Source organism: Paenisporosarcina sp. P5_A11 (assembly GCF_056400705.1).
This window is the reverse complement of record NZ_JBFUKT010000005.1, coordinates 22904-39201: the sequence shown is the minus strand read 5'-3', so window position 1 is coordinate 39201 and position 16298 is coordinate 22904. Positions and strand designations below refer to the sequence as shown.

Genomic DNA, 16298 nt, shown 5'->3' with positions numbered 1-16298 from the left:
TCAATTATTATGCAGGTAGATAAAATACGTGGTCATCAAACAGATCAATTGTTTAAAGCCATTTTAGAATTAAAAGATTTGGAAGAGGTTTATCGATTTATTGATGATCTATGTACAATTAGCGAAATTCAATCGTTATCTCAACGATTTGAAGTTGCGCATATGTTACGTTTGAAGAAAACGTATGAAACGATTAAAAATGAGACCGGTGCCAGCACAGCAACCATTTCACGTGTACGTCGATGTTTTGATTATGGGAACGATACATATGATGAAATGCTCGGCCGGTTGTATCCAGATGAAAAACCATTTCAATTTCCAAAGTACTGAACAGAGACCAACTCTGTTCAGTTTTTTTTTGTTATACTAGATAGATGTAAAAGTATTACGATAGGTGGGAGCCCATGGAGTATTTACAGTGGCGTCACGTTTTTAAATTAGATCCAGCAAAAGATCTTTCTGAAGAAGCGCTAAAGCGTGTGTGTGAATCTGGAACAGATGCCATTTTAATTGGTGGAACAGATGGAGTAACATTAGAATCAGTAGTCGATTTATTAATAAGAGTAAGACAATATACAGTTCCCGTAGCCCTAGAGATTTCAACAATAGAAAGCGTTACACCTGGTTTTGATTTTTACTTCATTCCTTCTGTGTTAAATAGTTCAAATACTACGTTTGTGAAAGATTTACAAATCGAAGCAATTAAAGAATTCGGCGATTTTATGGACTGGACTGAACTTGTACCCGAGGGTTATTGCATTTTGAATCCAGATTGTAAGGCGGCACATGTAACGGAAGCACAAACCGAACTATCTGTGGATGACGTGATTGCCCATGCCAGATTAGCTGAACACTTTTTTAACATGCCTATTTTTTATTTAGAATATAGCGGTATATATGGTGACCCTGCCATGGTAAGTGCAGCGAAGAAAGTCTTAACGAAGACACGGTTGTTTTACGGTGGGGGGATTACTTCTGCACGACAAGCGTCTGAAATGTCCAAAATAGCTGACACGATTGTAGTAGGTAATCATCTCTATGACAACTTAGCCGAAGCACTTGAAACAGTGAAAGCTGTGCATACCTTGTCACTTTGACAATTAGCTGAAGCAGTTTATAATTAAAGAACTAATGTTCGCAAGAAAAGCGCAAAGCGCCTTGTAGCACGACACCGGTGCTGGAAGAAGCGATGCGAAAGCCTACTTTCGCCTGAGGGTCTGAAGCTTAGGTGCGGGTTGGCACTTGGAGCTAGACATAGCTTCTCCAAGTTCAATGGTGTAGCTCTAATTAACTTATATTTACTTATATCGTGAAAAAGGACGGTGCACTATGGAAGTACTTGTAAAGAATTTGTTAAGTGGGATGAATCCCGAACAAGAAAGAGCTGTAAAAGCAACAGAAGGACCACTGCTTATCATGGCAGGAGCGGGTTCTGGTAAAACACGCGTATTGACACACAGAATTGCCTATTTAGTCGTTGAAAAAGAAGTGTATCCCTCTAAAATATTAGCCATTACTTTTACGAATAAAGCGGCAAAAGAAATGCGTAACCGTGTGGATGGATTACTTGGGAACGGTACAAGTCAAAGCATGTGGGTATCAACATTCCACTCGATGTGTGTACGTATTTTAAGACGTAATATTGATCGTATCGGCTATTCGAAAAGCTTTTCTATTTTAGATACATCAGAGCAGCTAACCGTGATTAAGCGCATTATAAAAGATCAAAATATTGACTCCAAACAATTTGATGCTCGCTCGATGCTAAACATCATCAGTTCAGCAAAAAATGAGTGCATTGATGCTCAAACATTTGCCAGTCAAGCGAATCAATTCAATCCTTTTGAGAAGACAGCAGCACAAGTATACACGGCTTATGACAAACGTCTTCGTAAAAATCAATCCCTCGACTTTGATGATTTAATCATGACAACTCTAATTCTCTTCAAACGTGTACCGGATGTCTTGGAGTTTTACCAAAATAAATTTCATTATATTCATGTCGATGAGTATCAAGATACAAATAAAGCACAATACGAACTTGTGCAAATGCTAGCAGCTAAATTTAATAATTTATGTGTAGTAGGCGACTCGGATCAATCGATTTATCGCTGGCGTGGAGCAGACATTCAAAACATCATGTCCTTTGAGAAGCATTATCCAAAGGCACAAGTTATCATGTTAGAACAGAATTATCGCTCTACTAAACACATCTTAAAGGCAGCGAACGACGTTATTAAAAACAATACTGGACGTTATCCAAAAGAATTGCGAACAGACAATGGACCTGGTGAATCAATCAATGTTTACAAAGCTTATGACGAACAACAAGAATCACAGTTTGTTGTCAAAACCATTCAAGAACTAATGCAAAAAGATAATCGCAGTCTCGATGACTTCGCAGTTTTATATCGCACGAATGCCCAGTCCCGTGTAATTGAGGAAGTTTTGCTTAAATCGAATATGTCGTACACCATTGTTGGAGGTACGAAGTTCTATGATCGCAAAGAGATTAAAGATTTACTATCGTATTTACGTTTAATTGCCAACAATGAAGATGACTTAGCTCTATCCCGTATTATTAACGAACCAAAACGAAACATTGGAGCAACTTCATTTGACCGAATGGCGCGTTTTGCAATCGAACAGGATCGTTCGATTTTTGATGCCCTACAAGAAGTAGACTTTATGGGATTGCCTGCTAGAGCTGCTAACGAAGCTGCCAAGTTCCATCAAATGATGGAAGGGTTCATTAAAATGCAGGAGTTTTTATCTGTCACTGAGCTCGTGGAACAAGTGCTAGATAAAACTGGATATCGTAATATGCTAAATAATGAAAAGACCATTGAATCGGAAAGTCGTTTAGAAAATATAGAGGAGTTTTTATCCGTTACGAAAGCCTTTGAAGAACGTAGTGACGATAAAACGCTCGTATCTTTCTTAACTGATTTAGCGCTAATTTCAGATTTGGACAAGTTAGATAATGAAGAAGACGTATCTAAAGGGAAAGTAGTTCTGATGACGATGCACGCAGCAAAAGGACTGGAGTTCCCGGTCGTGTTCATTATCGGCGCAGAGGAAAACGTCTTTCCACATTCACGTTCAATCGGCGATACGGATGAAATGGAAGAAGAACGTCGTCTTATGTACGTCGGAATTACAAGAGCTGAACAGCGCTTGTATATAACTTGTGCACAAACACGTACCTTGTTCGGTCGAAGTGGTTTTAACAATCCTTCCCGATTTATTGCGGAGATCTCAGAAGATATTTTAGAACATGTTACCTTAAAACAATCAGCAGGGACTGGCCGAAGTAGAACTACCAGCCGTGCAGTTCCAAGCACTACCCGAGCAGCTGTTGCACGTCCAGCATACAAATCTTCAGGCGGAGACAAGCTTGGATGGACAACTGGTGACAAAGCCATTCACAAGAAATGGGGCACTGGAACGGTTGTTAGTGTACGAGGTGAAGGTGAGAACACAGAACTCGATATTGCGTTCCCAAGTCCAACTGGTATTAAGAGGTTACTGGCTAAGTTTGCACCTGTTGAAAAAGCATAATATATGAAATTTAAAAAGTCCGCTCAAAATAGCACGTCGAATCTCTTCGTTGGCTTGCTTTTCCGTTCCTCACGTATTAAGTACAAGAGGAACTTCTGCAATACTTACATCCTGTATGCATTGCAGAAGCCAGCACATTCTGTGCAAGTGCGGTACTCAAAGGCTACGCGGCCTCGGGGCAATACGAAGTTGGTCACTCAGGTTTTGCCACAAAAGGAATTTTGCGACGAGTAACCGCAGGAGCAGACCTTTTTGCGACGAGTAACCGCAGGAGCAGACCTTTTTGCGACGAGTAACCGCAGGAGCAGACCTTTTTGCGACGAGTAACCGCAGGAGCAGGGATGTGGCGTTCTTAACCTGAGTTCCTAAACTGGCTCTTTTGATGCTCCTTTTTAAATTTTTATTTAAGTAACGAGCGGAGGAACGTTTCAATGGATAAAGTACAATTAGAAGAACGCGTAAAAGAACTGAACCAACTTTTACATGACACAGGCTATGCCTATTACGTGCTGGATCAACCGCTCGTGTCAGACGCGGTTTACGACCAATATTTGCAGGAACTTATCGCTATTGAAAGTGAATTTCCTGATTTAATCTATCCAGATTCTCCTACTCAACGAGTGGGAGGGACGATACTTCAAGGATTCAATAAAGTAGCACACACCCATCCGATGCTTAGTCTATCAAATGCATTTGGTCGAGAAGATTTAGATGATTTTGATCGACGCATTCGTGCTAGCATTGGGAATGACTTTTCTTATGTATGTGAATTAAAAATAGATGGCTTAGCCATTTCACTGACGTATGAAAATGGAGTCTTTGTGCGCGGTGCCACTCGTGGAGATGGACGCGTAGGGGAAGACATTACCGAAAACTTAAAAACCATTCGTTCGATTCCATTGCGACTTAAGAAGCCGGTCACTATAGAACTTCGCGGAGAAGCCTATATGCCGAAGAAATCATTTATCGCTTTAAATGAATCTAGAGTAGAGAACGAAGAAGAACAGTTCGCGAACCCTCGAAATGCAGCGGCTGGTTCTTTACGTCAACTTGATCCGAAAATTGCTGCAAGTCGCAATTTAGCAATCTTCGTTTACGGTATCGGGGGGGACGGAGAAGCCTATCAGTTAGATAGTCACGCAGAGGCGCTCGATTATTTAGACGAATTAGGCTTTCAAACCAATAAAGAACGAAAAACTTGTCATTCAATAGATGAAGTACAAGCATATATCGAAAAATGGACAGTTAAACGACCAGAACTACCATATGAAATCGATGGTATTGTCATTAAAGTAAATCGTTACGTTCACCAACAAGACCTAGGATTTACAGCGAAAAGCCCACGATGGGCAACAGCTTATAAATTCCCAGCTGAAGAAGTCGTGACTACATTACTCGATATTGAATTAACGGTAGGTCGTACAGGCGCATTAACGCCAACCGCGATATTGAAACCAGTAAAAGTAGCGGGAACGACAGTTGGTCGTGCTTCTTTGCATAATGAAGATTTAATTCGTGAAAAAGACATTCGCATCGGAGACACAGTCATCATTCGTAAAGCGGGCGACATTATTCCCGAAGTCGTAGCTGTGGTTCTTGAAGCACGTAAAAAAGACTTGCCGGAATATAAGATGCCAACACATTGTCCAGTATGTGAAAGTGAACTAGTACGAATTGAAGGCGAAGTAGCACTGCGATGTGTGAACCCTCAGTGTCCTGCCCAAATTACAGAAGGACTGATTCATTTTGTGTCGCGTAACGCGATGAATATAGACGGTCTTGGAGAAAAAGTAGTTGAGCAATTGTTCCGCGAAGGACTTATTCATGATGTTTCGGATTTATTTACCTTAACGAAAGATCAATTAGTTCAACTCGATCGTATGGGTGATAAATCGGCGACGAATTTAGTCGCTGCTATTGAAGTTGCGAAACAAAATTCAATGGAGCGTGTGTTATTTGGATTAGGCATTCGGCATGTAGGCGAAAAAGCTGCCAAAATACTGGCTGAAGAACTTGGTGATATGAAAACACTGGCTCAAGCTACTCCCGACCAACTCATAACCATTCACGAAATTGGTGATAAAATGGCAGATTCAGTTGTTCGTTACTTTGATAATGAAGAAGTGCAAGACTTGATCAAGCGACTGGAAGATCTCGGCGTTAATTTGGCTTACACAGGCAAGAAAGTAGATTTTTCGAATCTCAATCATGTGCTGACTGGTAAAACGGTTGTATTAACTGGGAAATTGGAACAATTGACACGACAAGAAGCAAAAGAGAAAATAGAACTTGTAGGCGGAACCGTCGCCGGAAGTGTCAGTAAAAAAACGGACATTGTCATCGCAGGTGAAGATGCCGGTTCAAAACTTGATAAAGCTCAGACTTTAGGAATTCCAGTATGGGATGAAAACCGTCTAATTGAAGAATTAAACTAGTGAAGGAGTCCTTCCTATAATGAAACGAACTAGCTGGATTCCAGCCATTATTTCTTTAGTGTTAATCGCTGGCTGTGCACCAGACTCAACTAAAGATACGGAAGTTATTAACGATATTGAGAAAGACGAAGAAGTAGCGAAAACCATTATACCAAGCTTGCAAATCTCGAAAGATTATTATCGAACTCTTTTGCCGTATGCACCAAGCAAAAGTAGAGGATTAGTCGTTTCAAATGTATATTCAAAATATGATATCAAAGAAGTAGAAAGTGGCTTACTGCGTTTGTCTCAACGAACGTTTTCTGCAGATGATTACCTTTTCCAAGAAGGGCAAATGTTAGATACTGACACATTGCGTGCTTGGCTAACACGAAAAGGAGAAGTAGGAAAAGATAAAGATAATAAAGGAAAGAAAGCGGAAGTAGATCTGGGCTTAAATCCCGTACTACCTGGCGGGGAAATCACAGCTGAGTTAGCTAAAACAAACCCGAAATATTTAGCTCATATTGTTGAACAAAATTACATGGTCAAAACGAAAGACAATACGATCAAACTGGGTGGCGTCTCTATTGGGCTAGCCATGAACTCTGTTTATTATTACAAGGTTGGAGATTACGGTCCGTATGAACAACCGATTCCACAAGCGACAATCGAAGAGCAAGGAAAAAAGATGGCCGCTGAAATTATCAAACGGATGCGTGCGATGGAAGGGCTCGAGAATGTTCCAATTACGGTTGGACTATTTAAACAAGAAGACCGTAACTCAATTGTGCCAGGTACTTATTTTGCATATAGTGTAGCTGATGAGGGCAAAGCATTAGGAGATTGGAATAAATTAAATGAAGAGTACGTCATTTTCCCTCAACCACCTTCTGAAGTTAAGTATCGTAAAGCCAGTGATTCATTTAAAAACTTTAAACAAGACGTGGAAGAGTATTTCTCGAATTACACAAGTATTATCGGAACAGGTTTCTATCAAGAAGATCAAATTAAAAAATTGACTATTGATATTCCTATCCAGTTTTATGGGTCCGCAGAACTTATTGGTTTTACGCAATATATGACGGGACTTGTTATGGAACATTTCCCTGCATCCCTGGAAGTCGAAGTAAGTGTCACTTCGATAAATGGACCAGAAGCAGTAGTTATTAAAAAAGCAGATGCTAAAGAACCTTATGTCCATATTTACGATTAAAAATGACTCAATCTTGTAATAGAAGTATGAGTGGCAGCTTAAAGCTCAAAACTAGATACAAAATTAAGACAAGAATAGGGATAGCTTCAGTGCTGTCCCTATTCTTTTAATGTGAAAAATGATATGATATTCCGTATGATTGTGAATTCGGAGGTGTAAAAATGGCGAATATATCAAAAGAAGAAGTAAAGCACGTTGCCCATTTAGCTCGACTTTCTATTACAGATGAAGAAGCTGAAAAGTTTGCAGGCCAACTTGCGGCAATTACAAATTTTGCTGAGCAGTTAAATGAACTAGACACAACTAATGTTGTACCTACTACTCATGTCTTACCACTCGTAAATGTTACGCGTGAAGACAAGGCTGTTCCAGGACTTGACCGAGATAAAATGATGAAAAACGTTCGGGAGCAAGAAGACGGACAAGTTAAAGTACCATCAATCTTAGACTGATTTTGACGTAAGGAGGGACAACCCATGACAGTATTTAACCATTCATCCAGTGAACTTCAAGCAATGATACATAACAAAGAAATTTCCATTGCTGATGTAACTGCTGAAGCATATAACCGTATCGAAGCATTAGACGGCGATGTAAAAGCCTTTTTAGCTTTGAATAAAGAACAAGCCTTTAAACAAGCCGAAGAAATGGATCAAGTGCCAGTTTCAGAACGTGGACCTTTATTCGGATTGCCAATTGGTGTAAAAGACAACATTGTTACCGAGGGTTTAGAAACAACAAGTGGTTCTAAAATCTTGCAAGGATTTAACCCGATTTATGATGCAACAGTTGTTCGCAAACTTCGCGAAGCTGGCATGATTACAATTGGTAAATTGAATATGGATGAATTCGCTATGGGTTCATCAACTGAAAACTCAGCTTACAAAATCACTCGTAACCCATGGGATTTAGACCGCGTTCCAGGTGGTTCTTCAGGTGGCTCTGCAGCTTCAGTTGCAGCAGGAGAAGTACCATTTTCATTAGGATCTGATACAGGTGGTTCGATTCGTCAACCTGCATCGTTCTGTGGTGTTGTTGGGATGAAACCTACTTACGGCCGTGTATCTCGTTTTGGATTGGTGGCTTTCGCGTCATCTCTTGATCAAATCGGACCGATTACACGCAATGTAAGAGACAATGCACTTTTACTTGAAGCCATTTCAGGTGTCGATGAGCACGATACAACATCTGCAAACGTAGATGTGCCAAGCTTTGTTGAGTCACTAACTGGTGACATTAAAGGTCTTCGTATCGGAGTTCCTAAAGAATATTTAGGAGACGGTGTTGGTGAAGCTGCTAAACAATCGGTATTAGACGCGTTAAAAGTATTAGAATCTCTAGGCGCAACGTGGGAAGAAGTATCTCTTCCACACTCTAAATACGGCTTAGCAACTTACTATTTACTATCTTCTTCTGAAGCATCTTCAAACTTAGCTCGTTTTGATGGAATTCGTTACGGTTTCCGTGCAGAAAACGTGGAATCATTGATGGAATTATACAAAGAAACACGTGCCCAAGGTTTTGGAGACGAAGTAAAACGACGTATCATGCTTGGAACATTCGCACTGAGTGCAGGTTCATACGATGCGTACTATAAAAAAGCTCAACAAGTTCGTACATTGATCAAGCAAGATTTTGATCAAGTATTTGAAAAATACGATGTCATTATTGGACCTACGACACCAACACCAGCATTTAAAGTGGGCGAGAAAAACGAAGATCCATTAACGATGTATGCAAATGATATTTTAACAATCCCTGTAAACTTAGCGGGTGTACCAGGAATTTCGATTCCATGTGGATTCTCTGAAGGTATGCCACTGGGCCTACAAATTATCGGAAAACACTTTGACGAAGCAACGATTTACCGTGTAGCTCATGCATTTGAGCAAGCAACAAGCTTCCATAAAGAAACTCCTCAACTATGGGAGGGAGCAAACTCATGAACTTTGAAACAGTGATTGGATTAGAAATTCACGTAGAGTTGAAAACAGATTCAAAAATGTTTTCACCAGCACCTAACCATTTTGGTGCAGAACCAAATACAAATACACATGTAATTGACCTTGGTTATCCGGGCGTATTACCGGTTGTTAATAAACGCGCAATTGATTTCGGGATGAAAGCGGCAATGGCCTTAAACTGTGAAATTTCAACACACACGAAATTTGACCGTAAAAACTACTTCTATCCAGACAATCCAAAAGCGTACCAAATTTCTCAATTTGACCAACCAATCGGTGAACACGGTTGGGTTGAAATTGAAGTAGATGGCTACAAGAAACGCATTGGAATTACGCGTTTACACCTAGAAGAAGATGCTGGTAAATTGTCACATACGGATAAAGGCTATTCACTTGTCGATTATAACCGTCAAGGAACGCCATTAATCGAAATCGTGTCAGAACCAGATATCCGTACACCAGCTGAAGCATATGCGTACTTGGAAAAAGTAAAATCAATCATCCAGTACACAGGTGTATCAGACTGTAAAATGGAAGAAGGTTCACTTCGTTGTGACGCCAATATTTCATTACGCCCATATGGTCAAGAGCAATTCGGTACAAAAGCTGAATTGAAAAACTTGAACTCATTTAACTATGTACGTCGTGGCCTAGAACATGAACAAGTTCGACAAGCTGAAGTATTACTTGGTGGCGGAGAAATCCTACAAGAAACTCGTCGATTTGATGAATCAACAGGTAAGACATTGTTAATGCGCGTAAAAGAAGGCGCAGACGATTACCGATACTTCCCAGAACCAGACTTAGTTGATTTAGTAATTGACCAAGCATGGATGGATCGTATTCGTGGAGAAATCCCTGAACTTCCAGACGCTCGTAAACAACGCTATGTTGAAGATTTAGGTTTGCCACCTTATGACGCAATGGTCTTAACATTAACGAAAGAAATGTCCGATTTCTTCGAAGCAACGATTGCACTAGGTGCTGATACAAAACTTGCATCAAACTGGATGATGGGTGAAGTTTCTGCCTACCTAAATGTTGATCAAAAAGAATTGCATGACACAAATCTTACTCCTGAAGGATTAGCTGGCATGATCAAGCTAATCAGTGATGGAACGATTTCATCGAAAATCGCGAAAAAAGTATTCAAAGAGCTTGCTGACAATGGTGGAACAGCTGAACAAGTCGTCAAAGATAAAGGCTTAGTTCAAATTTCCGACGAAGGCGCCCTTCGTGACATTGTGACACAAACACTTGATGCGAACCCGCAATCTATCGAAGATTTCAAAAACGGTAAAGACCGTGCGATCGGCTTCCTAGTCGGTCAAATCATGAAAGCAACAAAAGGCCAAGCGAACCCACCGCTTGTAAATAAAATTTTACAAGACGAAATTTCAAAACGATAATAATAGAAAGAAGCGACTCCATTAATTTGGGGTCGCTTTTTTGATTGAAGGAATTGGAGTGAGTTAGTGGTCGTGTGTCTCTATTAACCAAGATAAGTTAGCTAATAAGACAGAACTCTTTTGAGCGTTTAAGTGCTGGAATGAAGTCAGTTGGACACCAACTGACTCTTTGCTGTTTATGAAACTTACTTTACTGTATCTAAAACTTAAATAGGCTTATCCAAACGCTATTCAAATTTAGTAGTACTAATAAAGAAGCAATTTTTTACATAAAAGGCATTACTTTGAGTAATAACGAATAGATTTTATAAGGCTGCATTGTGTGAGGAAGAACGTTCGGTAAAAACAATAAGGAAAGGAGTGAAGTGATGAGTTCTAATCAAACAATCGTCAATGTTTTTACTGGGGAGCAGATTACTTTTCTGAAGAGTTCTCAAGAAACAAATGGGAAATATATTCTAATAAAAGTTTATCTACCGCCTCATTCAGAAGGTCCGCCTTTACATTATCATTTGGCATTTGAAGTACTATTTGAAGTAATTGAAGGAGAATTGACTGTTCAAGTCAACAATGAAGTAAATATATTAAGAGAGCATGATCAATTGCTTGTTGATAAGAAAGTGCACCATCGATTCTCTAATGTATCGAATCAACCAGTCACATTTTTTGTAACACTTACACCTGGTTCTCAATTTGAGGAATCAATGCGAATGGGTTATGGCTTGATTGCGGATGGGAAGGCTAATAAAAAAAGCATTCCGAAAAACATTTTTCATTTAGCTATGATGTTAAAAATGCAAAATACAAATTTAGCAGGTGTGCCATTATTTATTCAAAAAGTGGTATTTGGAAATGAAGCGTCTATTGGGCAAAGGTTAGGTATGGACAAATCGCTTAAAAAGTATCAATTAATCATACACAAAAGCCTCTCGAGAATATCGAGAGGCTTTACAATCATCCTGTAAATACTTGATCATATGGATAACGGTAGTTTGCTTTTTTCGGTTTCATTAGGAGGAAGAACAAAGTTAGCGATCCAATCCGTCCTACAAACATGACAATACATAATAAAACTTCACCTAAATCGCTTAGTTGACCAGTAATTCCCATCGACAATCCGACTGTGCCAAATGCGGAGACAACCTCGAACGCGAGAGGTAAGAAAGGGATTTTTTCTGTAATGGTCAACATGAAGATAAAGGCCGTCACGAGTAATAAACTAATAGTGGTAATCGCAAGTGAGCGAATTACCGTATCGAGACGAATCGAACGGCCGAACAAATCGGGTTCTCCTCGTTGTCTCAAAAAAGCTATTGTGGCAAGAATGACAACCATAAAGGTTGTTAATTTTATCCCTGAGGCCGTCGAAGCACTCCCTGCACCAATAAACATAAGCATCATAGTAAACAAGAGTGTAGGATCTTCCATCATTCCATAATTGACTGTGTTAAAACCAGCAGTTCGAGGGGTTACACCTTGGAAATAGGCAGTCATTATTTTTTCATATAAAGGCATATTACCAAGAGTATCCGGATTACCGTATTCCAATAAGAAAATCGTGAGAGCCGCAATGATGTTAATGATAATCGTACCAATAATCATCATTTTCGTGTGGAGAGACCATTTTCTAAATGAGTTTTTCTGATAAAGATCGATAACGACAGTGAAACCAAGCCCACCTAAAATAAATAATCCTGATAATATGATATTGACAATGGGATCACCAGAAAACCCAATTAAGTTATCTGGAAATAAAGCAAAGCCCGCATTATTAAAAGCTGAAATGACATGAAAGACACTTAAGTAGAGTGCTTCTGTAAATCCGAATTTCGGAAGCCAATGGAGCGTCATGATGACAATAGCAATAGATTGAACTGTTAATACAAAAGTTAAAATTAATTTTACTAATTTGACGATGCCACCAACGGAGTTTTGATTAAAAGACTCTTGCAGGTAAATCCGATTTTGAAGACCAACTCTCTTTCCTAGCAAAATCAGTAAAGCTATCGCAAATGTCATTAACCCAATCCCGCCACATTGGATAAGAATCATTAAAACGACTTCACCAAATACAGTCAACGTAGTTCCAGGATCAAAAACACTCAGACCAGTCACGGTTGTTGCTGAAGTCGAAACAAACAAGGCATCAGTCCAAGAAATGGGTGTTGTCGTAGCAAAAGGGAGCTTTAAACAAAGGGTCCCTATAAATATTAAAATCAAAAAACTTCTTGCTATTACGAGCGGGGGTGAGATTTTAAAACTTTTCTTTTTAATGTTCCGCATCCAAGCACTTCCTAATTTTAAAGAATCAAAATAATAGCTAACTCTATGCTTCTTTAATTAAACTGTCAACAAGATATTTGATTCATTTGAATGAAGCGAGTAAACTGATTGCAAAGGAGTTGGTTAGTCAATGAAAACTGAACAACAGTATTTTGAGGAAGCGATTTCTCTAAATGAATATATGGACAAAATGGGCTCTAATAAAGAAAATAGCCAAGTAATTTATGATCAGTTTCATGTTCCTCAAGACGATGAGTTTATTACGTTATTAAAAGAAAAATCACCACGCATTTTGGGTATTACTGAAGATTGGTGTGGCGATGCGATGTTGAATAACTCAATTATTCGTCGTGTTGCGGAAGCGGCTGATGTAGAAGTTCGAGTAGTTTACCGAGATCAGACGTTAGATTTAATGGATCGCTACTTAACAAATGGAGGGCGTTCAATTCCCGTATATTTATTATTAAATCAGCAAGGTGAAGTCATTTCAAAATGGGGTCCTCGTGCTCCGCAATTACAAGAATACGTCCTAAAACTCCGCCAAGATCTACCGAATTCAGAGGATCCAACATTTAAAGACAAGCAAAAACAATTTATTGAAAAGATTACTGCAGAGTATATTTCAACGCCAGAATACTGGTTATGGGTATATGAAGACATTCGCAAAGAATTTACAGCAGCACTCCAAAAACAATCATAATTGTTCTAACGCTTGCATTCGTATATAATAAAGGAATCAAGCCGAGGCAGTTGTCCGGCTTCTTTTCGTGGGTAATAGATTGCGACGAACTACAGATGCAACTTTTTAATCGCGTATAAGTCCTATTAATTGTTGAAAATGTAAAGCAGGAAGGAAATGTGTGTATGAAACGTGCACGTATTATTTATAATCCTACATCTGGCCGAGAATTATTCAAAAAACACTTGCCAGAAGTATTAGAGAAATTAGAGAAGGCTGGGTACGAAACGTCGTGTCACGCGACGACTTGTGAAGGCGATGCAGTAGAGGCGGCTAAACATGCAGTCGAACGAGGTTTTGATCTAGTAGTAGCAGCAGGTGGCGATGGTACGTTAAACGAAGTCGTTGCAGGAATAAGTGGTTTTGAAAAACGTCCGAAAGTCGGGCTGATTCCAATGGGAACTACGAATGACTTTGCTAGAGCACTGCGCATTCCTCGCGATATTACTAAAGCGGTGAACATAATTATAGCGGAAGAAACCATTCCGGTAGATGTTGGCGTTGTCAACGATCGCTATTTTATTAATATCGCGGGCGGTGGAAAGTTAACCGAATTGACGTATGACGTTCCAAGTAAKTTAAAAACAGTTCTTGGTCAACTTGCGTATTACTTAAAAGGCATCGAAATGTTACCATCAATTCGAGCTTCTCAAGTACGAATCGAGTACGATGATGAAGTATTTGACGATGAGGCCATGATGTTCCTAGTCGGATTAACCAATTCCGTAGGTGGATTTGAAAAACTTGCACCAAATTCAAGTATTAACGACGGGAAGTTCACCTTGTTAATCTTGAAAAAATGTAACATCGCAGAGTTTATCCGTTTAGCAACACTTGCAATAGGCGGTAATCATTTAGAGGATCCACTGGTGATTTATAAAAAAGCGAGTCACATAAAAGTGACAGCTGACGCCCATGTGCAACTAAATTTAGACGGTGAATACGGTGGTAATGCACCTGCAGTCTTTGAAAATTTACATCGTCATATTGAAGTGTTTGTTCCGATAAATGACATTCGTGAACAAGATCGTCCTTGAATTAACTAATGACCACTACCTTTTTGGGTAGTGGTTTTTGGTTTTTTAGGGGATTCGCGCATAGTCGACAGAGATCCGCTCGTAGCCAACAAAAATCCGGGCATAGTCGACAGAGATCCGCTCGTAGCCGACAAAAATCCGCGCATGGTCGACAAAGAACCGCTCATAGAAAAAACACCCAACCCTCCACAAGGAAATTTAGCTATAAATTAACAACTTGTAATCACGAATGAAATGTTCGAAACGGAGCATTCTACATTGCAAGGAGGTGACAGATATGGCTAACAATAATTCTGGAAGTCGTAACAAACTTGAAGTTCCTGGAGCAAAACAAGCTTTAGACCAAATGAAATATGAAATCGCGCAAGAGTTTGGTGTTTCCCTAGGAGCAGATGCTACTTCTCGTGCAAACGGTTCAGTTGGTGGAGAAATTACAAAACGCTTAGTTCAGATGGCTCAACAACAAATTGGCGGGAATACAACAAACAAATAACGAAAATGTAAAGCACTCTGTACAGTAGTGTGTAATTAAAGGTGTTAATCATTCATGAAAAATGAATGTTAATTTTTAATAATAAAGAGCGTTTCCTGGAAATCTGGGAAGCGCTCTTTTCTCGTCACAACAACTTATATAAATAATACTCACTCGTTGGGTTGCCATCGATGATTAATGAATTTACTTTCTCACCTTCCAAGGTGAATCCCATTTTTTTGTAGAGATTAAATGCTTTGTTATTATCTTTAATAACCGTAAGTTCAAGTCTGGACAGTTTGACTTCTTTCGCCCAATCAAATACGCGATTGAATAATTTCGTTGCGATTCCTTGTCCTTGGTACATATCAAGTACGCCTATCACTAAATAAGCACAGTGCTTGTTACGTTGGAATTGGTTGCCGATTGCTGCAATGAATCCCACCAAATTGCCTTCAACTTCTGCAACAAAGATGATGTTATTCTTTTTAGATAAAATTGTTTCTATCGATTTTGTCTGCTGTTCAAGAGTTGTTTTTCTCTCACCGGGTTCATGTAACATAAAGTTCGACTCATCTAGTTTTTTGCTAAGTGCTAAATATTGTTCTGCATCCCTTACTTCAATAGGTCTGATATTCAATTTACTTCCTCCTTGAATCTACATCATTTTCAATGCTTCACCTTGTTCACCTGAAAGTTCAGGTAACGTCTTTATTGGTTCGAAGCGAAATTTGAATGTCAAACCGTTATCTAGACCATTACTTACGACATTGTGTTCCCAGTTCACTTGTTCACCAGCGTAATTCAAGTGGAAGAAATTACGCTCATGGACCATATCTTTTCCTTGTGGATAGTAGTTATATTTATGAATTTTGCCCATAAAATACAGAGCATCTCGAACGAGACCAGTTTCTTCATTAATTTCTCGGTAAAGAGCATCAATTAATAGTTCATCTTCTTCGATGGTGCCAGCAGGAACTTGCAAGCCAGCTTCAGGAAAGTCTTTGTGTTCAAAAACAAGCAATTCTAAATTAGGTTCTTGTCCTTTTGTAATATAGGCAAGGACTTTCCGCTTTATTTTCAATTTATGCACCTCTATCATTTAAGTATGATTAATTAGAATACAAAATAATCCAAACTTTCGCAATATTAATTTGTGATGGTTTTCACATTTCCTTCACAAGTGCGTGACAAAATGGATAC

15 protein-coding genes are annotated in these 16298 nt (G+C 39.2%); 12 read left to right on the top strand and 3 right to left on the bottom strand.

Annotated features, from left to right (window positions below):
• The first annotated feature begins 9 nt into the window (after positions 1–9).
• The 9 genes from AC1DOS_RS02785 (at position 10) to AC1DOS_RS02745 (ending at position 11529) form a co-directional block, all read left to right on the top strand.
• Positions 10–330: a YerC/YecD family TrpR-related protein gene (locus tag AC1DOS_RS02785; RefSeq protein ID WP_024533631.1), complete on the top strand. Its 321-nt coding sequence runs from the start codon at positions 10–12 to the stop codon at positions 328–330.
• Between the two features lie 74 nt (positions 331–404).
• Positions 405–1097, top strand: coding sequence for a heptaprenylglyceryl phosphate synthase (pcrB, locus tag AC1DOS_RS02780; protein ID WP_108587105.1), 693 nt, complete (start codon positions 405–407; stop codon positions 1095–1097).
• Positions 1098–1329: 232 nt separating this feature from the next.
• Positions 1330–3561, top strand: coding sequence for a DNA helicase PcrA (gene pcrA, locus AC1DOS_RS02775; protein WP_477536316.1), 2232 nt, complete (start codon positions 1330–1332; stop codon positions 3559–3561).
• Between the two features lie 431 nt (positions 3562–3992).
• Entirely contained in the window at positions 3993–5996 is a 2004-nt protein-coding gene (ligA, locus tag AC1DOS_RS02770) for an NAD-dependent DNA ligase LigA (RefSeq protein WP_477536315.1), read from the top strand.
• A 19-nt stretch (positions 5997–6015) separates the two neighbouring features.
• Positions 6016–7191 carry a CamS family sex pheromone protein gene (locus tag AC1DOS_RS02765; protein WP_477536314.1) on the top strand — a complete coding sequence of 392 codons (1176 nt, stop codon included), beginning with the start codon at positions 6016–6018 and terminating at the stop codon, positions 7189–7191.
• A 161-nt stretch (positions 7192–7352) separates the two neighbouring features.
• The gene (gene gatC, locus AC1DOS_RS02760) at positions 7353–7643 is read left to right on the top strand and encodes an Asp-tRNA(Asn)/Glu-tRNA(Gln) amidotransferase subunit GatC (protein ID WP_477536313.1); all 291 of its coding nucleotides are present in this window, start codon (positions 7353–7355) and stop codon (positions 7641–7643) included.
• Between the two features lie 24 nt (positions 7644–7667).
• Complete coding sequence (gene gatA, locus AC1DOS_RS02755) at positions 7668–9137, top strand: Asp-tRNA(Asn)/Glu-tRNA(Gln) amidotransferase subunit GatA (protein WP_108587100.1); 1470 nt, start codon at positions 7668–7670, stop codon at positions 9135–9137.
• Positions 9134–10564, top strand: coding sequence for an Asp-tRNA(Asn)/Glu-tRNA(Gln) amidotransferase subunit GatB (gene gatB, locus AC1DOS_RS02750; protein WP_108587099.1), 1431 nt, complete (start codon positions 9134–9136; stop codon positions 10562–10564). The genes gatA and gatB overlap by 4 nt, the downstream gene beginning before the upstream one ends.
• A gap of 368 nt (positions 10565–10932) precedes the next feature.
• The gene (locus tag AC1DOS_RS02745) at positions 10933–11529 is read left to right on the top strand and encodes a cupin domain-containing protein (RefSeq protein WP_477536312.1); all 597 of its coding nucleotides are present in this window, start codon (positions 10933–10935) and stop codon (positions 11527–11529) included.
• On the opposite strand, the gene AC1DOS_RS02740 is transcribed toward AC1DOS_RS02745, so the two are convergent.
• On the bottom strand, positions 11519–12847 hold the full coding sequence (locus tag AC1DOS_RS02740; protein WP_477536311.1) for a TrkH family potassium uptake protein: 1329 nt from the start codon (positions 12845–12847) through the stop codon (positions 11519–11521). The genes AC1DOS_RS02745 and AC1DOS_RS02740 overlap by 11 nt on opposite strands.
• 130 nt (positions 12848–12977) lie before the next feature.
• On the opposite strand from AC1DOS_RS02740, the gene AC1DOS_RS02735 reads away from it, so the two are divergent.
• The 3 genes from AC1DOS_RS02735 (at position 12978) to AC1DOS_RS02725 (ending at position 15116) form a co-directional block, all read left to right on the top strand.
• On the top strand, positions 12978–13547 hold the full coding sequence (locus AC1DOS_RS02735) for a thioredoxin family protein (protein WP_477536310.1): 570 nt from the start codon (positions 12978–12980) through the stop codon (positions 13545–13547).
• Between the two features lie 164 nt (positions 13548–13711).
• Complete coding sequence (locus tag AC1DOS_RS02730) at positions 13712–14623, top strand: diacylglycerol kinase (RefSeq protein ID WP_477536309.1); 912 nt, start codon at positions 13712–13714, stop codon at positions 14621–14623.
• Between the two features lie 277 nt (positions 14624–14900).
• Positions 14901–15116, top strand: coding sequence for an alpha/beta-type small acid-soluble spore protein (locus tag AC1DOS_RS02725; RefSeq protein ID WP_108587094.1), 216 nt, complete (start codon positions 14901–14903; stop codon positions 15114–15116).
• A 124-nt stretch (positions 15117–15240) separates the two neighbouring features.
• Here the strand turns inward: AC1DOS_RS02725 and AC1DOS_RS02720 are convergent, their stop codons facing one another.
• Together AC1DOS_RS02720 and AC1DOS_RS02715 are read right to left on the bottom strand one after the other, a co-directional pair.
• Positions 15241–15735: an N-acetyltransferase family protein gene (locus AC1DOS_RS02720; RefSeq protein ID WP_477536308.1), complete on the bottom strand. Its 495-nt coding sequence runs from the start codon at positions 15733–15735 to the stop codon at positions 15241–15243.
• 18 nt (positions 15736–15753) lie between these two features.
• Positions 15754–16188 (bottom strand): NUDIX hydrolase, encoded by a 435-nt coding sequence (locus tag AC1DOS_RS02715; RefSeq protein WP_477536307.1) that lies wholly within the window; start codon positions 16186–16188, stop codon positions 15754–15756.
• Positions 16189–16298 lie beyond the last annotated feature (110 nt).